This is a genomic window from Caballeronia udeis (assembly GCF_001544555.2).
In the GTDB taxonomy this organism is placed as follows: Bacteria; Pseudomonadota; Gammaproteobacteria; order Burkholderiales; family Burkholderiaceae; genus Caballeronia; species Caballeronia udeis.
Window position 1 is genome coordinate 173532 of record NZ_FCOK02000001.1, and the last position, 22977, is coordinate 196508.

Genomic DNA, 22977 nt, shown 5'->3' on the forward strand with positions numbered 1-22977 from the left:
ACCATGACGACGAAACTCTCCGTACTCGATCAAACGCCGGTCATTCACGGTCACAGCACCGCCGACGCAATCGCGGCCACGCTGGATCTCGCGCGACTTGCCGATGACCTCGGCTACACGCGTTACTGGTGCGCCGAGCATCACGGTTTGCGCGGGGTATCGAATCCCTGTCCTGAAGTCATGCTCGCGCGAATCGGCAGCATGACGCAGCGAATCCGGATCGGCTCGGGCGGCGTCATGCTGCCCTACTACAGCTCGTTCAAGGTTGCGGAACAGTTCCTGATGCTCGAAGCGCTGTTTCCGAATCGCGTGGACCTGGGGGTTGGGCGCGCACCCGGCGGCGACATGCGTACCGCGCAAGCGGTGGCGGCAGGCGACTACAATCGCGGCGATATTTTCCCGCAGCAAGTGGGCGAACTTGTCGGCCTGTTCGACGGCACGCTGCCCGAGGATCACCTCGCGCATGGCGTGTTGCTGCAGCCAGAAATTGCCACGCGCCCCGAGTTGTGGATGCTCGGTTCCAGCGACTTCGGCGGCCTGCTCGCAGCGCAGCTCGGGATTCGTTTCGCGTTCGCGCATTTCATCAACGCGCAGTACGGGCACCGGGTGGCGGAGGCGTATCGCGAGCGGTTTGTGTCGCGCAATGACTCCAAAGCTTATCTCGCAGCGGCCGTGTTCGTGATTTGCGCCGATACCGAAGCGGAAGCCGCCGCGCTGGAACGCGCGGTCGACCTGCGCCGCGTGCAGATGGCGTACGGACTCAACATGCCGATTCCATCGATTGCGCAAGGCGCCGGGCAAGCATTCGGCGAACGCGAACTGAGCGTTATTGCCCGGGAAAAAAGTCGCAGCATCATTGGCACGCCCGAACGCGTGACTGAACAATTGCATGAACTCCAGCAACGTTTCGACGCCGACGAACTGATCGTGTTGACCGTTGCGGGAAGTTACCCGGCGCGCATGCGCTCGTATGAACTGCTGGCCGAAGCATTCGAACTCAACAAACAAACCCCATGAAACTCGACATCAAGATCCTCGATGCGCGCATGCGCGACTATCTGCCCGCCTACGCCACGCCCGGCAGCGCCGGACTCGACCTGCGTGCGTGCCTGGACGAAGCCATTACGCTCGAGCCCGGCCAGACCGTGCTGGTGCCCACGGGCCTGGCGATTCATATCGAAGATCCGGGTTATGCAGCGGTGATTCTTCCGCGTTCAGGACTTGGGCATAAGCATGGCGTGGTGCTGGGGAATCTGGTTGGCTTGATCGACTCGGATTACCAGGGCCAGTTGATGATCTCGACGTGGAATCGCGGCGCGACCGCGTTCACGCTGAACCCGTTTGAACGCCTCGCGCAAATGGTGATCGTGCCGGTGGTGCAGGCAACGTTCAATATTGTCGATGACTTCGCCCAGAGCGAGCGCGGCACCGGTGGTTTCGGCAGCACGGGCAAGCACTGAGCGTTTGGGCCGCTAAAAGCCTTATGCGCGGCACGCCGCCGCGTATATTCGAATGACCTGCCGCACGCGATCTTGCACCAATGCGAGCGGCTCGTTTTTCAACTGTCCGCGCCGCACCGCCCAATACTGCTCGGGCAAGTACTGGCTGAGCAGGTTCTCCGGAATCTTCAAGGCGCTCAGGTTGTCCAGCAGCGTTTGCGCCGCCGCGCCGATCTCCTGATCTGCCCAGTAATAACGCACGCGATCGCTGTAACTATAGGTGCGTAACACGCGTTGCTGTTCTGCATCGCCGTGATAATACCTCTCCCAGTAGCCGGGTTTGCTCACCATCACGCGTTCCACGACATCGCGCAGGTTCGATCGTTTACGCCCACCGACCAACTGCGTTTCGATATCCGCCAAAGCGTACAACGCCTCGCGCAATGCAAACGTCACGCCGGGACCGACCTTGAGAATGCGAAAGCCATCACGGACCAAGGCGCTTAGCGCTTCCGGCGTTTGGTAGTCAGTGGAATGCGCTTCGAAGACCATGCCATGCAGGTCATCCAGGGCGCTCTTCAACGACTCGGCGCGTGCCGGGGCATAGTCGATCACCTTCGTGTGATCGAACTCCACGCCGGGTTGCACAACGAGCGCAATGACACGCGGCCACGTGTCCTGTACGCCATATTCCTGCCACGCTTGCCTGTGGACCAAAGCCGTTTCAATCGCCGCTTCACGCGATGTCGGTTCAACGATATCCAGCTCTTCCGCCGCCCCGCCCGGCACGGGTACTTCGGTGCCGATCACGTACACAGGACTCACGCCGAGACCCGCACGTTTCACCGCGGCCTCCGCCACCGCGCACAGGCGCGCCGCCCTTGCAGCAACCACCGCATCCGACAAACGCTCGGGATCATCGGCGCACGACATGCTGGTATCGAGGTGAATCTTCGTGAATCCCGCCGATGCATACGCGTCGATCAACGCGTCCGCACGTTGCATGGCCTCATCGGCGGGAAGATGGCGCCACGCGTTTGGCCCAAGGTGATCGCCGCCGAGAATCAGGTGCTCGTGCGGGAAGCCGACGCGTTCAGCGATCCCTCGCACGAAGTCCACAAAATCAGCGGGCTTCATGCCGGTATACCCGCCGTACTGATCGACCTGATTCGACGTCGATTCGATCAACAACGGCGTCTGGTCTTCCAGCGCTTGCCGCATGGCCGCTTCCAGCACCCACGGGTGCGCGGAGCAGATCGAATAGATCCCGGCAAGCCATGCCGACGCCGGGTGTGCATTGCTCAGACGCGAGACGATAGAGTTCATGGCGTCACTCCTTGGCTGATTGCAGGAACGTATCGAGCTCGGCGAACGTTGCCGTGCCTTCCATCGGACCTTTCACGCCGACCGCGCGCGCGCCGCTTGCGCACGCATATTTCAACGCGGTGTCCACATCCTTGCCCTGCGCACGGCAACTGATATACGTTGCGCCGAAGCAATCGCCCGCGCCAGTGGGATCGAGTTCCTGCACCTTGAAAGCGGGCCGATGCGTCTCGCCGTTGGCATCGAAGTAACTGCAACCTTGCGCGCCTCGCTTCACGATCACTTCCTTTACGCCGCGCTTCAGCAGTTCATCAATTGCCCCCCGCTCCGACTTCGCGCTGGCGAGCAGGGTCACTTCGTGACCGCTTGGCAGGAAGACATCCGTGTAGTCGAGGATAAAGTCGAGCGCGTCGCGCATCTCCGGAATCCGCAGCATTTCCTTGCGGATGTTCGGATCGAAGCTCACCGTGCCGCCGTGCGTCTTCACCGTTTCAATGGCCTGCTTCATCGCCTCGATGATCCTGAACGAGAACAGCGACGACCCCATCACATGGAAGTTGCCGCACTTCGCGAGCAGGTCCTCACGCAGGTTCGCCACCGACAACTGCGCCGACGCGCTGTTCGTAATGTTGTAGATGAAATCACGGTCACCATCCTCGCGATACGTGACGAACGCGCTGCCCGTGGTCGCGTCTTTCAGTACCGCGATGCCCGACACATCCACGCCGTCACCGCGCAAGCGTTCGACGTTGAGCACGCCAAAATCGTCATCGCCCACGCAGCCGATCATCGCGCATGGGCTGCCGAGCTTCGCGACCTGATCGATGAAAATGGCCGGCGCGCCGCTCGCGAACGGCCCAATGAGCGTGCCCGGTTCACGAAAGCTCTGGCCTACGCGCGTGGCCATGATCTCGACCAGGATCTCGCCCATCGCGACGATGGTGCCGGGCCTGGAGGTAACAGCATTTGGATTAGGCATGACGTTTCTTCGTTTGAACATCGATACACACCGCGACCAGGATCACGATGCCTTTCACGATGAGTTGATAGAAATACGGAACGCTGAGCAGGTTCATCCCGTTGTTGATGACGCCGATAATCAACGCGCCGATCAGCGTCCCCGTGATCGTTCCGTAGCCGCCCGAGAGACTCGTTCCACCGAGAACCGCGGCAGCGATGGCGTCGAGCTCATAGCCAATTCCCGCATTCGGCTGCGCGGAATAGAGCCGCGACGTCATCAGTACGCCGCCAATACTCGCGAGCAAACCCGAAATCATGAAAATCATGATTCGCAGCCTGTTTACATCGATGCCTGAGTACAGCGCCGCCTCGCGATTTCCGCCCGCCAGATACGCCTTGCGTCCAAATACGGTACGCGAGAGCACGAAGTGATTCAACAGCAGCAAAACGGCGAGAATCCAGATCGGCAGCGGAATGCCCAGCACGAGGCCGTTGCCGAGGAAAGCAAAGCGGTCGTCGTCGATCGAAATGGGTACGCCGTTCGACGTCAGGTAGGCCAGGCCGCGAAAAACGCCCATGGTGGCGACCGTGACAATAAACGACGGGATTGTGAGCAAGGCGGACAGCGAGCCGTTCACGGCCCCCAGGACGAGCCCAGTGGCCATGGAGGCGAGCACGGCGGCGAGCGGCGAGGCGCCATGCTCCAGTGCGAACGCGCAGACGGTGCCGACCAGGGCCATGGTCGCGCCGACCGACAGGTCGATATCGCCGAGCAAAAGCACGTACGTCATGCCAAAACCGAGAATGGCGATGATGGACACCTGCATCACCACGTTCACGAGGTTGTTCACCGACATGAAGTTGGGCGACAGTGCCCAGAAGAAGCCGCACAGCACGATCAGCCCGACGACGATCCCGCCGTAGTGCCGGACCGCGCGCTGCAGCGCACCGCTTGCGTGAGAGCGGCGCGTGGACGCGGCGCCGCTGAGTTGAGTCGGGTTCATGCTGTTTTGGCTCCCGTTGCGTACGACATCACTTCTTCCTGCGTGATGGGTTGCGTGATCGGCAATTCACCGTGCGCATCAAATTCATGGACGATGCGTTTCTCGCGCATCACGACGAGGCGATCGCTCATGGCGAGCGCTTCCGGCAATTCCGACGAGACAAGAATGATCGCGGTCCCGGTCGCAGCCAGCTCGCGGATCACGCGATAAATCTCGAACTTCGCGCCTACGTCGACGCCGCGCGTGGGTTCATCGAGGATCAGGACCTTGGGTTTCAACGCCAGCCATTTCGAGAACACCACTTTCTGCTGATTGCCGCCGCTCAGGTTTCCGACCGCCTGAAACGGCCCGGACGCACGGATGTTCATGCGCGTGATCGCGTTCGCGGTTTCATCACGTTCGAAGCGGCGGTTCAGGATGCCGAAGCGCGAACCGTGTTCTTCGAAACTCGCCATGGTCACGTTGTGGGCGATCGAATGCATCAGCACGAGGCCTTCGTGCTTGCGGTCTTCCGTGACGAACGCAATGCCCTCGCGGATGGCATGCGCCGGATTGCGCAACTTAAGGCGCTTGCCGCTCATGGTGATCTCGCCACCTGGCCGCCCGATCCCGAACAACGCCTTCATCACGTCCGAACGACCCGCTCCGATCAAGCCGAAGAAACCGAGGATTTCGCCTGCGTGAATCTCGAAGCTGATGTCTTCGAATTGACCGGGAAGCGTGAGATGACTGACCGTGAGCAGCGGCTGCGGCGGACGAACATAGTGCGTCTCGCGGCGTGGATACACATCGCTCATTTCCCGGCCGACCATCATCGCGATCAAGGTGGCAATGGTGGTTTCGTCCTTTTGCAATGTCGCGATGTAACGACCGTCTCGCATGACCGAGATGTCGTCGGAGATGCGCATGATCTCGTCCATCCGGTGCGAGATATAGACGACCGCCGCGCCCTTCGCCGTCAGCTTCGTGACGATATGAAAAAGGATCTCCGCTTCGCGGTCACTCAGCGAGGACGTCGGTTCGTCCATGATCACGAGCGATGCATCGCGGCTCAGCGCCTTGCCAATTTCCACGAGCTGACGCTGCGCCATGGAGAGACGCGACACGGGCGCGGTGGCATCAATATCGATACCCAGGCTGTCAAGCAACGTCTGCGCTTGCACATACAACCGCTTGAAATCGACGACGCCAAACCTTCGCGGTTCATGCCCGGCAAACATGTTTTCAGCCACGCTCAAATTCTTCGCGAGGCTCAGTTCCTGATAGATGATCGCGATACCCGCCTTCTGCGACTCGCCGGGATTCGCAAACGTGGCCAATGATCCGTTCAGGAATATCTCGCCGCGCGTGGGCGCGTGAACGCCCGCGAGAATCTTCATCAGCGTGGACTTGCCCGCGCCGTTCTCGCCGAGCAGCGTATGAACGCGGCCCGGCAAGATGGAGAGCGACACGTCCTTGATCGCCTCCACCTGCCCAAACGATTTCGCGATACCGCGCAACTCGAGGAGCGGCACGGGGTCGCGAGGTTTTAAAACCGTATTCATTTCACTGAAGCATTCAGGTACTGACCCGGCGTCACCGGTTGCAGCTTCGGCACGGCCTGTTTCTCTGCAACCTTCACGGCGGTATCCACGGCGAGCGCGCCCATCTTGTCCGGGTACTGGCGGATCACGCCGACGAAGTTCGGGTTCTTGTCGACTGCTGCGCGTGCTTCCGGCATGCCGTCGAAACCGATCACTTTCACGTGATTCCCCGCCGATTTTCCCGCCACCGCTGCGGCCATGGCAGCGTCATCGCCAAAGCCGAAGATGCCCGCGAGATCAGGATTCGCCTGTAACATGTTTTGCGCCGCGCTCAATGCGTCGGCGCGTGTGATGCCCGGCTGCACCGCGACGATCTTCACATCGGGACATGCTTCCAGCGCCTTCTTGAAGCCCGTCACGCGGTCAATCACCGATTGAACCGTCGGATAGTCAATCACACCGACCTTGCCTTTGCCGCCCAACACCTTGCACATCAGCGCACCGGCTTGCAGGCCGCCCGCGTAGTTGTCGGTGGCAATGTGCGACGCGACTTCAACGCCTTGCGCGCTGATATCGACGGTGATCACGGGAATCCCCGCGCGCTGCGCCGTCAGCACGGCAGCCTTCACGCCTTTTGAATCCACGGGCGAAAGCACGATGACATCGACCTTTTTCGTCACGAAATCCTGGACGTCGGCAATCTGCTTGCTCAGGTCCTGGTTCGCGATCGCAATATCGATCTGCGCGTGATCCTTTGCCGCCTCCGCCTTCATCGCGTTGGCGAGTTCAACGTAGAACGGATGTTGTTGCGTGAGCAGCGACGCACCAATCTTCACATCCGCGGCGTGAGCGGCCGTTGCCGCGAACGTGGTGACGAGGACAGCCAAAAGTGAACGACGAAACATGCGATTGTCTCCAGTTATTGTTTAGGGTTACTGACTACGAAACTCAAGAATTCCTTCTTCCCGCCGATGCACGTCCAGTCCGGCCTTGAGAATCAGGTCGAGTGTCGGCGGGTCAATGGCGTCATCGAGCACCAGTCCGCCCAGGTGGCTGACGCGGCAGAAGGCCTCTCCATCGCCTTGCAATGCGGGCTGGTAGGCCACGACCACGCTGCGCTTCGCGTTCTTCAATGCGGCCTTGTACACGCCTGCCAGACGCGGATCGGCGCACAGCAAATTGCCTTCACGATCGATACCGCTGGCCTCCAGCACCACCAGATCCAGCGACAGCGCAAACAGCGAGCGCTCGGCGTCCGGCCCTAGCAGCACGGTGGAATTGTCGTCCAGCGAACCACCCGTGAGACGCAATTCGCAGCGCATGAAACGCTGGACGGTCGGCACCATCGAAATGTCGTTGAGCGTCAGCGCGAGGTTCGCGCGGTCGGCGAGCAGCGGCAGCAGCTTATGCGTGATCAGACCCGCGCCAATGAACGCCGACGCATGGTCATCGATGAAATCCGCGGCCATTCGCGCAATCGCCATGTCCGCAGCCTGCCGCATCGCGCCCGAAGGCTCTCCTGCCAACGGGTTCTCGCCGGGCCGCTGGGCGACGTACCGCGCCTTGCCGAACGCCCGGATCAGGTAGCGCTGCTGCTCCAGGTAGTTCAGGTCCGAGCGGATCGTGACGCTGGAGACGTCGAACGCCGTAGCGAGCTCGTCGACCGACACCTCCCCGCGCTTGCGGACAAGTTCGACGATACGCAGACGCCGATGAAGCGAGTTCTTGTTGGCCAACACAGGCAGTACCACCTTTGCACTTTCGTTTCGAAAGATTTTAGTTTCGAAACGAAAGTCATGCAAAGAAGTTTGTGGTCGGTGTTTACCCGCGCTTTCTGTACCAGAGCGCGTACGCGGAGACGAGAACGACCATGAATGCGAGGCCGTAGACGAGCGTCATGCGGAATTCGTTCGTGAAGGCGGTCGTGATCATGATTGCCGCCATCAAACCCGCCCCGGCCAAGCTTCCAAGCGGATGCAGCACCATCCGGAAGGACGGCGCCGGTCCGTCATAGCGGGCGCGAAAAAAGAGGTGCGTGACGAAGATCATCAGCCACGCGAACATCGCGCCGAAGATGGCGATCGACATCATCAAGCCGAACGCCATATCCGGCCAGAACGCGGTGAGGATGGTGGCCAAGGCGATACCACCGGTCGACAAGGACAGCGCGGCGGTGGGCACGCCATTCGCGCTCAGGCGCCCGAAGCGCGCCGGCGCGTAACCGGCCCGCGACAGGCTGAACATCATGCGCGTGGTGATGTAGAGCTGGCTGTTCATCGCGGAAAGCGCCGCGACCAGCACCACGAAGTTGATCACGCCCGCAGCAAACGGCACGTGCGTCGCGGCCATCACTTTGACGAATGGACTTTCGTCGGTGCTTGCCTGCGTCCAGGGGACGATTGCGAGCATCAACGCCAGCGTGAGCAGATAAAAGAGCACCAGCCGGAACACGGTCGAGCGAAACGCTCGCGCCACGGCACGTTGCGGGTCGCGCGCTTCGCCGGCCGCGACTGCGATTGTCTCGATGTTCAGGTAACTGAAGATGGAAACAATGACCGCGAACCACATGCCCTTCAGGCCGTGGGGAAAGAACCCGCCGTGCGCCGTGAAGTTGTTCAGCCCGACGCCGGATGACACCGGCGCGCCATACACGAACACCGCGCCGAGCAAGATAAACGCGACAATCGCCACGATCTTCAGCATCGAGAACGCGTACTCGATCACGCCATACACCTTGACGCTCGCGGCGTTCACGCCAATCAGCCCGGCGGAAAAACCAACGATCCAATACCAGCCCGGCACGTTCGCGAACCAGTACTTCATGAACACCGCGACTGCGCTGACCTCGGTACCGACCGCGAATACGACGGCCGACCAGTACGCGTAGCGGACGAGAAATCCCGCCAGCGGCCCGATGTAAAACTCCGCGTACGCGCCGAACGACCCGGAGGTCGGATGCGCGACGGTCATTTCCGCCAGCGCGCCCATCAGCAACAACGCGATCAGCGCGCCGATCGCGTAACTCACCAGGACGCTCGGTCCAGCGAAACCGATTGCGAAACCGCTACCTAAGAAAAGCCCCGTTCCAATCGCCCCGCCGATAGCGATCATCGACATCTGTCCGGCGGTCAAACTCCGGTGCAGCCCCTTCTCCCGTTCGACGATGGTCTCGAACGATCCCCGTTTAAAGCTCAAATCAACCTCTTGAAGTCATTATCCGCACCAAACGCGGACGCAAAAAAAGCGAGGCGGCGCGGGAAACTTCCCCGCGCCGCCTCGCCGATCATGACACACCTCAAGCGTGTGTCACCTGACTTCGGTCATTGCTACTACCCTGTCACTCGACCTCGACCGCTTCCGGATTCGGATTGCGCGGCACCGGACTTTCATCGAACGTGAGCGCCACCTTGTCGTTCTCGTCCACATCCACCGTCACACGTCCGCCCGACATCAGCTTGCCGAACAGCAGTTCGTCCGCCAGAGCACGACGGATCGTGTCCTGGATCAGGCGCTGCATGGGGCGTGCGCCCATCAGCGGGTCGAAACCGTGCTTCGCCAGATGCGCGCGCAAGCTGTCGGTGAAGACCGCGTCGACCTTCTTCTCATGCAACTGATCTTCCAGTTGCATTAGGAACTTGTCGACCACCCGCATGATGATTTCTTCGTCCAGCGAGCGGAAGCTGATGATCTGGTCCAGACGATTGCGGAACTCAGGCGTGAACATCCGCTTGATATCGGCCATTTCGTCGCCGGTTTCCCGACGATTCGTGAAACCAATCACCGACTTCTGCATGGCTTCGGCGCCCGCATTCGTCGTCATGATAATGATGACATTGCGGAAATCCGCCTTGCGGCCGTTGTTGTCGGTCAGCGTGCCGTGGTCCATCACCTGCAGCAGCACGTTGTAGATATCCGGATGCGCCTTTTCAATTTCGTCGAGCAACAGCACGCAATGCGGCTTCTTCGTGACGGCTTCTGTCAGCAAACCGCCTTGATCGAATCCAACATATCCCGGCGGCGCGCCAATGAGCCGGCTGACCGCGTGACGCTCCATGTACTCGGACATGTCAAAGCGCAGCAATTCGATACCCAGCGTGAACGCCAGTTGCTTGGCCACTTCCGTCTTGCCGACGCCCGTTGGGCCCGAGAACAGGAACGCGCCAATTGGCTTGTCCGTCTTGCCGAGACCCGCCCGCGCCATCTTGATAGCGGCAGCGAGTGCATCAATAGCCTGATCCTGACCAAACACCACGCTCTTCAGGTCGCGATCGAGCGTCTGCAGCTTGCTGCGATCGTCCACTGACACGCTTTGCGCCGGCACGCGCGCGATCTTCGAGATAATCTCTTCGATCTCGTTCTTGCCAATAGTCTTCTTCTGCTTCGATTTCGGCAGGATGCGTTGCGCCGCGCCCGCCTCGTCGATCACGTCGATAGCCTTGTCGGGCAGATGCCGGTCCGTTATAAAGCGTGCCGACAACTCAGCCGCCGCGGACAGCGCACCCGACGAATACTTCACGCCGTGGTGTTCTTCGAACCGCGACTTGAGACCGCGCAGGATCGCGATGGTCTGCTCGACGGTCGGTTCGGCAACGTCGACCTTCTGGAAACGACGCGACAACGCTGCGTCTTTTTCGAAGATCCCGCGATATTCCGTGAACGTGGTCGCGCCGATGCACTTCAACTGACCCGACGACAGCGCCGGCTTCAGCAGATTCGATGCATCCAGCGTGCCGCCGGAAGCTGCGCCCGCGCCAATCAGCGTGTGAATTTCGTCGATGAACAACACCGCGTGCGGGCGTTCCTTCAACTCCTTCAGCACCGTCTTGAGGCGTTGCTCGAAATCGCCACGGTATTTAGTACCGGCCAGCAAGGCGCCCATATCCAGCGAATACACCTGGGCGTCCGCAAGAATGTCCGGCACTTCGCCACGCGTAATGCGCCAGGCGAGCCCTTCCGCGATAGCGGTTTTGCCGACGCCGGCCTCACCCACCAGCAGCGGATTGTTCTTTCTGCGACGGCACAGCACCTGCACCACACGCTCGACTTCCAGTTCGCGGCCAATCAGCGGATCGATCTTGCCGTCCTTCGCGAGCTGGTTCAGGTTCTGCGTGAACTGCGCAAGCGGCGTTTCCTTTTGCGCAGCCGCGTCTTCCGCTTCGGGATTCGCGTCGCTGCTGGCCTTCGCGGCGTCGCCCGTATTCGTCTTCGCAATGCCATGCGAGATGAAATTGACGACGTCCAGGCGCGTCACTCCCTGCTGTTGCAGGTAGTAGACGGCATGTGAATCCTTTTCACCGAAGATAGCGACAAGCACGTTCGCGCCGGTCACTTCCTTCTTTCCATTCGATGTCGATTGCACGTGCATGATCGCGCGCTGAATCACGCGCTGAAAACCAAGCGTCGGCTGGGTATCGACGTCGTCCGTGCCGGGCACGGTCGGGGTGTTGTCGTGAATGAAATTGCGCAGGTTCTGACGCAAATCTTCAATATTTGCTGCGCATGCGCGCAACACTTCAGCCGCGGTCGGGTTGTCCAACAAGGCCAGTAAAAGATGCTCGACCGTAATGAACTCGTGCCGCGCCTGACGTGCTTCCATAAACGCCATGTGCAGACTGACTTCCAGTTCCTGGGCAATCATGCTTCCTCCATCACACACTGCAGCGGATGACCCGCTTGCCTCGCGTGGCTAACGACTTGCTCAACTTTGGTCGACGCGATGTCCCGCGTATAGACCCCACAAACTCCCCTGCCTTCGCGATGAACCTTCAGCATGATTTGCGTCGCAGTCTCACGATCTTTATTGAAATGTTCCTGCACGACGAACACGACGAATTCCATCGGCGTGAAGTCGTCATTCAGCAGCACCACTTTGTACATGGACGGCTGTTTCAGCTTTTGCTCCTGCCGCTCCAGTACGGTGCCATCCTGCTTGTTGGGATTGATCGCCATACGCCCATTCTAAACAACTCGGACAGGCTCGCCATCTCGCCAAAACTCCGTTCGCCGTGAGAACCGAACGGGGCCGCCGCACACTTCGCGCAACCTGTCGCTTGCTGAATTCCGCCAGCCTTTGTGACACAGGCCAGCCCTCTTGAAACATCGTTGAATCCAGTATCGCACAGCTCTCAAAAAAACGAATTGTCCATGCGGACGCGGCCGGCCTTGGGCGCCAAATTGGGCACTCTGCCGCTGCGGCTGATTCTGCGGCTGACTGAGTGACCGAGTTGTTCGAATCACTCGTGCGACGTACTTCTGCAACCCGCTGCGGCTATGGGTGGCAGCCGCCTGTTGCCTGTACTGCTCATGTGCGTCGATTATGCGACTTTTCAAGATGGAGTGCTTGTGCGGCGGGATACGCGCAAAGCGGGAAAAACCCTTGAAATGAGTTCTTTACAACGCCTTCGGCACCATCTCAAAATTCTCTTGACACTTGATTTAAGAGATTAAACAATCAATTTGGCACTTTTTTCCGACGTGGTTCAGGTGAAGAAAGGCCGCGGTGAGCTTGTGAGGAGGGGGCGTTTCACATTGTGGGTCGCCAAGCTTTTCGAGCGTGCTCGTGGTAGCGACGAGAGTAAGAGGGGAAGTGATGTCAACTGGTACGGTCAAATGGTTCAACGACGCGAAAGGCTACGGATTCATCACGCCCGATGAAGGCGGCGAGGATCTGTTTGCACATTTCTCGGCGATACAGATGAATGGTTTCAAGACACTCAAGGAAGGCCAGAAGGTCAGCTTTGAGATTGTCCAGGGACCCAAGGGCAAACAGGCATCGAACATCCAGGAATCTGCCTGACCGTTCGATAGCTCACTGTCCTCGAAACCCGGCTGCGTGCCGTAAAGCCGTTCAGATAAGTGTTTTGGCTATCCGGCGGTTGAATGGAACGGCGGGATTCAACGGTCCGAACGCATCGCGCTCGGGCCGTTTTTCATTGAGGCGCGGCTGAAGCTGTTTAGCGCCGCGCGAGAAACATCGGCGAGCCCGCCGAGGAGTCCGGCTTACTTGTCGAAAGAAAAGGTCTGCTGAAAGCGGGCTGGGTTGACGGGTGGGTGATTGCTGGCGTTTGCGCGGACCGAATGCGTCATTTGTTGGTGAGGCGTCAATTCTCCCAATGCCGTCTGCCTAAAATCAAAAGCAGAAAACAATTGAACGTGGCCCCGAGAGGACCCGTTACACGTGCTCGTGTTCCGGTCGAACCTTGCGCGGGCGGCCACCTTTCTTGCCATTTTCCCGGGACGACGCGGCCTTCGCGTCCGACCTGACCGAACCGGCGCGGCTCGCCAACTGCTTCATCCAGACCTTTGAACCGTAAATGCCCTCGAACAGCGCAGGCGCGTACAAGTCCACATCGAGCTTAGGAAAATGCAAGCCCCAACCCGTCGGGGAAATCTCGATCACTTTCAGGTCCGCATCGCTCGCGCCGCCGAGGCCCTGGATCAGGGCAACCGGGACGGCCAGCGTCACGCCGTTGTCGAAATCGACCTCTATTTTGGCGATGGAGCGACGGTAGCGCGCTGCGACTGCGCACGGGCCGATCGCCTCCCCCGCCTTTCGAGCCGCAGCGATGGACTCATTTGTAATTGCCATGAATATCTCTCCAGGCTCCGCACAGGGTGGATAAGGACGGCACAATCAGTTTCGCCACGCGGCGGATACTAGCGTTCGAAACATTCCCTTTGATATTGCGTACATCAAGAGGGCCATCAGGGCAATTCAGATCAAACACAATCTCGAATCCTGCTCCTTGCACATGAACGTGTGCCGGCCTATGGTCCGCCGGGTAGATCACTACTTTGAGGCCGTTCAGCGTAAGGATAGCGGGCATGGGAAGATCATAAACCTAACAGATAGGTTTATCAAATCCCAAGCGCGTCGCCCCCACGCAATTGCGCTTCGTTCGCAGTGCTCAAATCACGAGAGTGACTTACGCCGCCGAGATTGCGCCAATGCAGGGCGCACAGAAAAAACCCCGGCGAGTCAAACTCAGCCGGGGCTCCAGGGACTTCGTGAAGTTACGCGATACGAACTTACATATTTTCGATCAGCACCTGCCCGAAACCCGAGCATGAAACCTGCGTCGCGCCTTCCATCAAACGCGCGAAGTCATACGTCACGCGCTTTTTCAGAATCGACGCTTCCATCGCCTTGATGATGACGTCGGCCGCTTCGGTCCAGCCGAGGTGGCGCAGCATCATTTCCGCCGACAGGATTTCCGAACCCGGATTCACGTAGTCCTTGCCCGCATATTTCGGCGCGGTGCCGTGCGTGGCTTCGAACATGGCCACCGAATCTGACATGTTCGCGCCCGGCGCAATGCCAATACCGCCAACCTGAGCCGCCAGCGCGTCCGACACATAATCGCCGTTCAGGTTGAGCGTCGCGATCACGTCGTACTCAGCCGGGCGTAGCAGGATCTGCTGCAGGAACGCATCTGCGATAACGTCCTTCAGCACAATGTCGCCGCCCTTCGGGCTCTTGATCTTCATCCACGGGCCGCCGTCGATGAGTTCCGCACCGAACTCCTTCTGCGCCAGCGCATAGCCGAAATCACGGAACGCACCTTCCGTGTATTTCATGATGTTGCCCTTGTGCACGAGCGTGACGGTGTTGCGATTGTGGTCGATGGCGTACTGGATCGCCTTGCGAACCAGGCGCTCCGTGCCTTCACGCGACACCGGTTTGATCCCGATACCCGACGTGTCCGGGAAGCGGATCTTCGTCACGCCCATTTCTTCGCGCAGGAACTTGATGACCTTCTTCGCCTCTTCCGACTCGGCCGCCCATTCGATGCCGGCGTAGATGTCTTCCGAGTTCTCGCGGAAGATCACCATGTTGACCTTTTCCGGCTCGCGCACCGGTGAAGGCACGCCCTTGAAATACTGCACCGGGCGCAGGCAGACGTAGAGGTCGAGTTGCTGGCGCAGCGCGACGTTCAGCGAACGGATGCCGCCGCCGACCGGCGTGGTGAGCGGCCCTTTGATAGAGACGACATATTCCTTCAGCACGTCCAGCGTTTCATCCGGCAGCCACACGTCCGGTCCATAGACCTTGGTGGCCTTCTCGCCCGCGAAGATTTCCATCCAGTGGATCTTCTTCTTGCCTGCGTAGGCTTTTTCCACCGCTGCGTCGACGACCTTGATCATCACCGGCGTGATGTCCACACCCGTCCCGTCACCTTCGATAAAAGGGATGATCGGCTGGTCGGAAACGTTGAGCGAGTAATCCGCATTAACGGTGATCTTGTCACCGCCCGTCGGAACCTTGATGTGCTGATACGGCATGGTCGACTCCAAAGATGGCTGGGCTAGCTAACTACAGAAATGCGCAGAATGCGTTCGGAAATTCGGCGAAAAGGCGGACGAGCGAACGGTGGCCAGGGCCGCCAGCGCCAATACCCGCGCGGCGCCCAAGGCAACCAGAAGGCTATTCTAGCCCACCGTGTGGAGAGCCTGCCCGGCCCCCGCTTCGTTGCATTGCAGCAAAACGATGCCCGTGGACACGATCCGGACATGGCCCGCTGGTGACGTGGCTGCGATCGGCATTCGCCCGATTAATGTCTTATATCTTATATAAGACTAAGGATTTGATGTTTTGGATTATGCATTAATATCGCGCCATCCGCCATAGCCGGATTCCCGCGCGGCTCTTGGGCGCCACCTCGTTTTCCTGTCGATTTTCCCACCATGCCGTTGCTTGCTCTTAACAAACCGTTCGGCACGATCTGTCAATTTTCGCCGCACGAAAAGCACCCTTCGCTCGGCGTTTGGGTGAAGACGCCCGGCGTTTATCCGGCCGGTCGCCTGGACACAGACAGCGAAGGCCTGCTGCTGCTCACTGACGACGGCGCGCTTCAGGCACGTATCGCCGAGCCGCATCACAAGCTGGTCAAACGGTATTGGGCACAAGTGGATGGCGCGCCCGATGCAGCCGCTCTCGAGCGTCTGGCCGCGGGCGTCGACCTCGGGGATTTCGTGACGCGGCCATGCGGTGTGAAGCGGGTGGAACCGGTGGAACAGATAGAGCAACTGTGGCCGCGCAACCCGCCCATCCGGTACCGCGCCGCTATTCCGACCACCTGGATCGAACTGTCGATCACCGAGGGTCGTAATCGCCAGGTGCGTCGAATGACCGCAGCAGTCGGGTACCCGACGCTGCGACTCGTGCGCGTAGGTATCGGCGCACTCGATATCTTCACGCTCGGATTAGAGCCGGGTGCATCGATCAATCTGGCGCCACGCGCGCCATGGAACGGCATCGTCTGAAACGCGCCAAGTCGCTTCGATATTCAAACATTACAAATTCATTTCGTTTTCCAAACGATCGCTACTGCACGATCGCAAAAAAACACGTCAACGGACTCCCCGCATGCCGCGTTATTCGCAGCAGATGCCTTAAACCCGCCATCCGGCATTAGCGAAGAACCCCAACACACTGCCTGTATGCGAAGGCTTTATGTAAGGTTCAAGCGCTCGCAGCGGGATCGAAGTTTTGTTCGGATCCCCTGTCAACCAAAAGGTGGATGGCTCGTTTACCGACATGACTCCATCGACCGGGTCACAAGGTTAAATCAAACTAAAGCTGAGGATTCACAACATGAACAAACTGATCGCTGCTCTCGTCGCTGGCCTGTTCGCAACGGCTGCATTCGCACAAGCTTCGGCCCCGGAAGCATCGGCTCCTGCAGCTGCTTCGACCGCTCACAAGGCGTCGCACAAGAAGTCGACGACGCATAAGAAGGCTATGCACAAGAAGGCGGCTTCGGCTGCTGCTGCTTCGGCCGCGTCGGAGTAAGTTGGTAATAGATCGCGGCAACGCGACGCTACAACCAAGTAGTGCTGCCGCGAAAGCGGCATTGAAAGGCAGACACCCGCAACGGTTTCTGCCTTTTTCTTTGGGTCTCTGCGTGAGTCTGGTTATTTGCGCAGGGTGCATCCGCCACGCGCTTTTTGTCGGCGTGCGCGCGCTCAAGTAACATGCGCCAGTTCTTCACCGATTCTTCAGCTAACCGGCTTCATCTCATCAGGAGTTTCGCCGTGCGTCTTTCAGGACTCTCGCGCCGTTCGGTTTCATCGTTTGATCTTCGTCGCCTGGTGCGCCGCGCACTTGTTGCACTCGCCGTTCCGCTCGTCTCGTTCATTGCAGTCGCGCCGCTGACAGCTCACGCCCAACCGCTCGCCGCAGAACCGGGACAAATGCCGCCGGGTGCGAAGAAGCCCGCCGACTTCCCGCACACCAAACTTACCGCGGGCATGTATGTGATCGACGCCGCCGTTGCAGCGAACGACGCCGATCGCGAACAAGGCCTGATGTATCGCACGAAACTCGAACCCAACGAAGGCATGCTGTTCGTCTTCAATGAAACGGCCGTGCATTGTTTCTGGATGAAAAACACCCTGATCCCGCTGTCGATCGCGTTCATGCGCGCGGACGGAACGGTCACGGATATCGACGAAATGCAGGCTGAGACGGAAAACAACCACTGCCCGCGCAACAATGGCGTGTACGCGCTGGAAATGAGCAAGGGCTGGTTTGCGTCGAAAGGGATTCAGCCGGGCATGCAGATCAAGGGCTTGCCTGCACCGCAATAACGCGTGCCCCGAGCGGGATAGTTAGCGTCTCACGCCCCCGTTCACCCGGCGCCAGCCGTTCCGTTCGTGTCCGAAGCCGGCCGCCCGCTTTTTGCGCGCGCCGGCTTTTTGCTTGGTTTTGCTTATACGCTGCACAGGACGCCACGCGGGACTAAGCGCGGAATACGGTCCGCGCGTCATCAAAGATTCATCTTTTGCGGCGAGCTGGCAAGAATCCTGCAAAGACCCTGTCGACGCGCTATCCTAATAAACCAGCGAAGCGGCCACCCAGCACGACAAAGCTTCGCTCCGGAGCTGCCGGCCGGGCCATTGCGCCCGGTTCGGGCTACCAGGCTCCAACCAATCAACAGGAGGTTCAAGTGCCCCGCAAGACTCCCATCGACCGCTATCGGAATATTGGTATCAGCGCTCATATCGATGCCGGCAAGACCACCACCACCGAACGCATTCTTTTCTACACCGGTGTGAATCACAAAATTGGTGAGGTTCACAACGGCGCGGCCACGATGGACTGGATGGAGCAGGAGCAGGAGCGCGGCATCACGATTACCTCCGCCGCCACCACGGCCTTCTGGAAAGGCATGGCGGGGAATTATCCGGAACACCGGATCAACATCATCGATACCCCGGGACACGTCGACTTCACCATCGAAGTGGAACGCTCCATGCGCGTGCTCGACGGCGCCTGCATGGTCTATGACTCGGTCGGCGGCGTTCAGCCGCAATCCGAAACGGTCTGGCGCCAGGCCAACAAATACAAAGTGCCGCGCATTGCGTTCGTCAACAAGATGGACCGCGTGGGCGCCGACTTTTTCCGCGTGCAACGCCAGATCGGCGAGCGCCTGAAAGGCGTCGCCGTGCCCATGCAAATTCCCGTGGGTGCCGAAGAGCACTTCCAGGGTGTGATCGACCTGGTCAAGATGAAGGCAATCATCTGGGACGAAGCCAGCCAGGGCGTGCTGTTCGAATACCAGGAAATCCCCGCGAACCTGCTCGCCACCGCCGAAGAATGGCGCGAGAAGATGATCGAGGCCGCAGCGGACGCGAATGAAGCGCTGATGGACAAGTACATCGGCGGTGAACCAATCAGCGAAGACGAAATCAGGGCAGCCATCCGCGCGCGCACGCTCAGGAGCGAGATCGTCCCCATGTTCTGCGGCAGCGCGTTCAAGAACAAGGGCGTGCAGGCCATGCTCGATGCGGTGATCGACTACCTGCCGTCGCCGGCCGACGTGCCCGCGATCATGGGCGTGGACGAGTACGACAAACATGCGGAACGTCATCCGACCGATGAAGACCCGTTCTCCGCGCTCGCCTTCAAGATCATGACGGACCCGTTTGTCGGCCAGTTGATCTTCTTCCGGGTGTATTCGGGCGTGGTCAATTCCGGCGATACGGTCTACAACGCGATCAAGGAAAAGAAGGAGCGGCTTGGTCGGATTCTCCAGATGCACGCGAACGAGCGTCAGGAAATCAAGGAAGTGCGCGCCGGCGATATTGCCGCGGCCGTGGGCCTGAAGGAAGCGACCACCGGTGACACGCTCTGCGATCCGGCTCATCCGATCATCCTCGAACGCATGATCTTCCCGGAGCCGGTGATCTCCCAGGCTGTCGAGCCGAAGACGAAACCCGACCAGGAAAAGATGGGTATTGCGTTGAACCGGCTGGCGCAGGAAGATCCGTCGTTCCGCGTGCAGACCGACGAGGAATCCGGCCAGACGATTATTTCGGGCATGGGCGAGTTGCACCTCGAAATTCTGGTGGACCGGATGCGACGTGAGTTCGGCGTCGAAGCGACGGTCGGCAAGCCGCAGGTGGCGTATCGCGAGACGATCCGTATTCCGGTCGAGGATATTGAAGGCAAGTTCGTCAAGCAGTCGGGCGGGCGCGGTCAATACGGTCACGTGGTGCTGAAGCTTGAACCGCAGAAGCCGGGCGGCGGTTACGAATTCGTCGATGCCATCAAGGGCGGTGTCGTGCCGCGCGAATACATTCCGGCGGTCGACAAGGGTATTCAGGAAACGCTGAAAGCCGGCGTGCTGGCAGGGTATCCGGTGGTGGACGTGAAGGTGACGCTGACCTTCGGTTCGTACCACGACGTGGACTCGAACGAAAACGCGTTCCGCATGGCTGGATCCATGGCGTTCAAGGACGGCATGAGGAAAGCCAAGCCGGTGCTGCTCGAACCGATGATGGCCGTGGAAGTCGAAACGCCTGAGGATTTCATGGGCAACGTGATGGGCGATTTGTCCTCACGCCGCGGGATCGTGCAGGGCATGGAGGACATCGCGGGCGGCGGCGGCAAGATCGTGCGCGCCGAGGTGCCGCTGGCTGAAATGTTCGGCTACTCGACCACGTTGCGCTCGCTCACCCAGGGCCGCGCCACGTACACGATGGAGTTCAAGCACTACGCAGAGACACCGAACAACGTTGCGGAAGCCATCGTGAATTCGAAGGTCAAGTAGACGCTGTCCGGCTCGCCAGGCCAGGTTGGACGATTGAATCAAGTCCGTTGTTGCCTCCCGGCGGCAACGGACTTTTTGCTTTTTACGAGCGCCATTGTGGCGTAGATTGACTGCAACTTTCCATGAATAGGCGGAGACGAAGACAATGAGCGACGACCCTCAACACGAACACGAGCACGAGCACGACCATGAGCACACCGACTGGCGCGAGAACGGCGTCAAGGTGATCAAGGGCGATCAACTCGATACCAACACCGCGCAGACGCCCGGCATGAATCGCGCGGCGGCGATCAACGCGGCGCGCGTCGGCGCGCAGAAGATCTGGGCGGGCACGGTCACGATCCATCCGAACGCCAAGACCGGCGCGCATCATCATGGCGCGCTGGAAAGCGTGATCTACGTCGTGCGCGGACAGGCGCGCATGAAGTGGGGCAATCACCTGGAATTTACCGCTGAAGCCGGGCCGGGTGATTTCATCTTCGTGCCGCCGTACGTGCCGCATCAGGAGATCAATGCGCGCACCGACGAACCGCTGGAATGCGTACTCGTGCGCAGCGACAACGAGGCGGTGGTGGTGAATCTGAATATCGATGCGGTGGAGGAGCCCGAGGAAGTGTTCTGGGTCGATCCGATTCATAAACATCCGCATCAGCATTGAAAGCAGCGGCCTGACCCAAGCCCCACGGCGCGGAATTTCCTACCGCCCTCCCGACGCCGTGTCCGCCCACTTTCAGCAAGCTTTTCCGTAACGTCGCGCTCGTCCGACAGCCGCGCAATTAATTGATCCGCGATGCGCGCGGCGGGAATCGGAACAGTCTTTGCTCCGCTAAACTGAAAGCGCATCCGATTCCGTCACTGCCGCCGCCAAGACCGGATATCCGAACCCGGTTCAGCCAACGCAGTGTCGTCGAGTCAAAACAACAACCGCCCCCGAACCGGACAGCCCGATGAAAAAGACCGTACCCGATCTCACTTCGCGTTTCCCCTTCCATGCAGAGCTGGAACAGTCGAGGGGATCGGCGGGAGAACTCGGCAACCACGCGATCGATGAATTCAAGGCCGGCCGGCTTTCGCGGCGCGAGTTGCTGCGGCACGCGAGCTTGGCTGGTTTGTCGCTCGCCGCCGGCGGCCTGATCGGCATGCCGCACGCACGTGCGCAGACGCCCGCGGGGAAACCCGGCGGCACGATCCGCGTGGCGCATCTGACACCGTCGGGCCAGGTCGATCCGCTCACCGTCACCGACCCTGCCGGCCTCGCGTTGATCAACCAGACCGGCGAATTTCTTATCGACGACGACGGTCAGGAGCTCAAGCTCCGACCTTCCCTCGCGCTCTCGTGGAAGCCAAACGACAAAGGCGATATCTGGACCTTCAAGCTGCGCCCGAACGTCAAGTTCCACGACGGCCAGCCGATGACAGCCAAGGACGTGGCCGCCACCTTCAACCGCCTCGCCGATCCGGCCAGCGGGTCAGCCGCGCTGTCGGTGCTGAAGGGGGTGTTATCGAAGGGATCGGTGAAGGTTATTGACGACATGACGGTTGAGTTCCATCTCGACGCGCCAAACGGCAATTTCCCGTATTACGTGTCATCGGATACGTACAACGCCGTGATCCTGCCGGCGAATTTCAGCGGCACATACGAGAAGTCGTTTCCGGGCACCGGGCCTTTCAAGTTCGAGTCGTACACACCTAAAGTGGGCGCGGCGTTCGTGCGCAATCCCGGCTACTGGGGCGAGAAAGCGCTGCCGGACCGGGTGACGTTCGCGTTCTACGCCGACGAACAATCGGAACTGCTCGCGCTGCAAGGCCGGCAAGCCGACGTGATGGGGGATTTCACCGTGCAGGGCGGGCTCAGCATGATGACGAACCCCGAGTTCAAGGTGCTGGGTGTGAAGTCGAGCGCGCACAGGCAAATGCATATGCGTACCGACACCGGTCCGTTCAAGGACAAGCGCGTGCGTCAGGCGCTGGCGCTGGCGGTGAATCGCGACGTGTTGGTAAAGGGGCTGTTCAAGGGCCGCGCGGCGCTGGGCAATGACAGCCCGTTCTCCCCGGTGTTTCCGTCCAGCGACCTGTCCGTGCCGCAACGCAAGCTCGATGTCGCGAAGGCAAAACAGCTGCTCGCGGCGGCAGGCGTGCCGAACGGTTTCGACGTCACGCTCACGACCGAGAAGTACATGGAGATTCCCGATCTCGCGGTCGTGATCCAGAACGCCGCGAAGGCGGTCGGCATCCGCATCACGCTGAAGGTGGAAAGCCAGGAGCTGTATTACGGCGCCGGCACGTACGGCAAGTCGGACTGGCTCGACTCGCCGCTTGGCATTACGGACTACGGGCATCGTGGCGTGCCGAACGTGTTTCTCAACGCACCATTGACCAGCGGGGGCACCTGGAACGCCGCGCATTTCAAGAATCCGCAATACGACAAGCTGGTGGCGGATTTCGTGGCGGCACTCGACGTGGCATCGCAGAAAAAACTGTCGGGCCAGATCCAGGCCCTGTTGCTCGATGAAACGCCGCTTGTGATTCCCTATTTCTACGATCAGTTGATCGTCACGCGGGCGAACGTGAGCGGCGTGCGCTTCAATGCCATTTCGCAGTTGTACTTCCAACGCGCGACTATCGGCGCGTAGGCGGTTCTTTTTGAGTCTCGCGCTCATTGAAGTCTGCTGAA

Annotated in this window: 21 protein-coding genes; 9 read left to right on the forward strand and 12 right to left on the reverse strand. The window is 59.8% G+C overall.

Annotated features, from left to right (window positions below; all coding sequences use genetic code 11):
• Positions 1 to 3 precede the first annotated feature (3 nt).
• The gene (locus tag AWB69_RS00865) at positions 4 to 1017 is read left to right on the forward strand and encodes an LLM class flavin-dependent oxidoreductase (RefSeq protein ID WP_062081078.1); all 1014 of its coding nucleotides are present in this window, start codon (positions 4 to 6) and stop codon (positions 1015 to 1017) included.
• Entirely contained in the window at positions 1014 to 1460 is a 447-nt protein-coding gene (gene dut, locus AWB69_RS00870; RefSeq protein WP_062081080.1) for a dUTP diphosphatase, read from the forward strand. The genes AWB69_RS00865 and dut overlap by 4 nt, the downstream gene beginning before the upstream one ends.
• 21 nt (positions 1461 to 1481) lie before the next feature.
• On the opposite strand, the gene AWB69_RS00875 is transcribed toward dut, so the two are convergent.
• The 9 genes from AWB69_RS00875 to clpS form a co-directional block, all read right to left on the reverse strand.
• Entirely contained in the window at positions 1482 to 2765 is a 1284-nt protein-coding gene (locus AWB69_RS00875; protein ID WP_062081081.1) for a D-tagatose-bisphosphate aldolase, class II, non-catalytic subunit, read from the reverse strand.
• A 4-nt stretch (positions 2766 to 2769) separates the two neighbouring features.
• Positions 2770 to 3741: a tagatose kinase gene (locus AWB69_RS00880; protein WP_062081083.1), complete on the reverse strand. Its 972-nt coding sequence runs from the start codon at positions 3739 to 3741 to the stop codon at positions 2770 to 2772.
• Positions 3734 to 4726, reverse strand: a complete 993-nt coding sequence (locus tag AWB69_RS00885; protein WP_062081084.1) for an ABC transporter permease — start codon at positions 4724 to 4726, stop codon at positions 3734 to 3736. The genes AWB69_RS00880 and AWB69_RS00885 overlap by 8 nt, the downstream gene beginning before the upstream one ends.
• Positions 4723 to 6270, reverse strand: a complete 1548-nt coding sequence (locus tag AWB69_RS00890) for a sugar ABC transporter ATP-binding protein (protein WP_062081086.1) — start codon at positions 6268 to 6270, stop codon at positions 4723 to 4725. Before AWB69_RS00890 ends, AWB69_RS00885 begins: the two co-directional genes overlap by 4 nt.
• A complete protein-coding gene (locus AWB69_RS00895; RefSeq protein ID WP_062081088.1) occupies positions 6267 to 7154 on the reverse strand; it encodes a substrate-binding domain-containing protein in 888 nt (295 codons plus the stop codon). The genes AWB69_RS00890 and AWB69_RS00895 overlap by 4 nt, the downstream gene beginning before the upstream one ends.
• A 27-nt stretch (positions 7155 to 7181) precedes the next feature.
• Positions 7182 to 7988 (reverse strand): DeoR/GlpR family DNA-binding transcription regulator, encoded by an 807-nt coding sequence (locus AWB69_RS00900; protein WP_062081333.1) that lies wholly within the window; start codon positions 7986 to 7988, stop codon positions 7182 to 7184.
• Between the two features lie 82 nt (positions 7989 to 8070).
• The gene (locus tag AWB69_RS00905; protein WP_407923002.1) at positions 8071 to 9366 is read right to left on the reverse strand and encodes an amino acid permease; all 1296 of its coding nucleotides are present in this window, start codon (positions 9364 to 9366) and stop codon (positions 8071 to 8073) included.
• A 220-nt stretch (positions 9367 to 9586) separates the two neighbouring features.
• Entirely contained in the window at positions 9587 to 11887 is a 2301-nt protein-coding gene (clpA, locus tag AWB69_RS00910; protein WP_062081092.1) for an ATP-dependent Clp protease ATP-binding subunit ClpA, read from the reverse strand.
• Positions 11884 to 12198, reverse strand: coding sequence for an ATP-dependent Clp protease adapter ClpS (clpS, locus tag AWB69_RS00915; protein ID WP_031359828.1), 315 nt, complete (start codon positions 12196 to 12198; stop codon positions 11884 to 11886). The genes clpA and clpS overlap by 4 nt, the downstream gene beginning before the upstream one ends.
• 640 nt (positions 12199 to 12838) lie before the next feature.
• Here clpS and AWB69_RS00920 point away from each other — a divergent pair.
• Positions 12839 to 13045, forward strand: coding sequence for a cold-shock protein (locus AWB69_RS00920; RefSeq protein ID WP_035497884.1), 207 nt, complete (start codon positions 12839 to 12841; stop codon positions 13043 to 13045).
• Positions 13046 to 13420: 375 nt separating this feature from the next.
• On the opposite strand, the gene AWB69_RS00925 is transcribed toward AWB69_RS00920, so the two are convergent.
• The 3 genes from AWB69_RS00925 to icd form a co-directional block, all read right to left on the reverse strand.
• A complete protein-coding gene (locus tag AWB69_RS00925; protein ID WP_062081094.1) occupies positions 13421 to 13837 on the reverse strand; it encodes a DUF2442 domain-containing protein in 417 nt (138 codons plus the stop codon).
• Positions 13821 to 14075: a DUF4160 domain-containing protein gene (locus AWB69_RS50670; RefSeq protein ID WP_075643845.1), complete on the reverse strand. Its 255-nt coding sequence runs from the start codon at positions 14073 to 14075 to the stop codon at positions 13821 to 13823. Before AWB69_RS50670 ends, AWB69_RS00925 begins: the two co-directional genes overlap by 17 nt.
• Positions 14076 to 14277: 202 nt before the next feature.
• Positions 14278 to 15531, reverse strand: coding sequence for an NADP-dependent isocitrate dehydrogenase (icd, locus tag AWB69_RS00930; protein WP_062081096.1), 1254 nt, complete (start codon positions 15529 to 15531; stop codon positions 14278 to 14280).
• 402 nt (positions 15532 to 15933) lie between these two features.
• On the opposite strand from icd, the gene AWB69_RS00935 reads away from it, so the two are divergent.
• The 6 genes from AWB69_RS00935 to AWB69_RS00960 all read left to right on the forward strand — a co-directional run bounded on the left by AWB69_RS00935 (position 15934) and on the right by AWB69_RS00960 (position 22936).
• Positions 15934 to 16512: a pseudouridine synthase gene (locus AWB69_RS00935; protein ID WP_062081098.1), complete on the forward strand. Its 579-nt coding sequence runs from the start codon at positions 15934 to 15936 to the stop codon at positions 16510 to 16512.
• Positions 16513 to 16843: 331 nt separating this feature from the next.
• Positions 16844 to 17041, forward strand: a complete 198-nt coding sequence (locus tag AWB69_RS00940) for a hypothetical protein (protein WP_062081100.1) — start codon at positions 16844 to 16846, stop codon at positions 17039 to 17041.
• Positions 17042 to 17283: 242 nt separating this feature from the next.
• Complete coding sequence (locus AWB69_RS00945; RefSeq protein WP_062081336.1) at positions 17284 to 17838, forward strand: DUF192 domain-containing protein; 555 nt, start codon at positions 17284 to 17286, stop codon at positions 17836 to 17838.
• Positions 17839 to 18197: 359 nt separating this feature from the next.
• Positions 18198 to 20303: an elongation factor G gene (gene fusA / locus AWB69_RS00950; RefSeq protein ID WP_062081102.1), complete on the forward strand. Its 2106-nt coding sequence runs from the start codon at positions 18198 to 18200 to the stop codon at positions 20301 to 20303.
• Positions 20304 to 20448: 145 nt separating this feature from the next.
• Positions 20449 to 20961: a cupin domain-containing protein gene (locus tag AWB69_RS00955; RefSeq protein WP_062081104.1), complete on the forward strand. Its 513-nt coding sequence runs from the start codon at positions 20449 to 20451 to the stop codon at positions 20959 to 20961.
• A gap of 289 nt (positions 20962 to 21250) precedes the next feature.
• Entirely contained in the window at positions 21251 to 22936 is a 1686-nt protein-coding gene (locus AWB69_RS00960) for an ABC transporter substrate-binding protein (protein ID WP_062081106.1), read from the forward strand.
• The last annotated feature ends 41 nt before the right edge of the window (positions 22937 to 22977 follow it).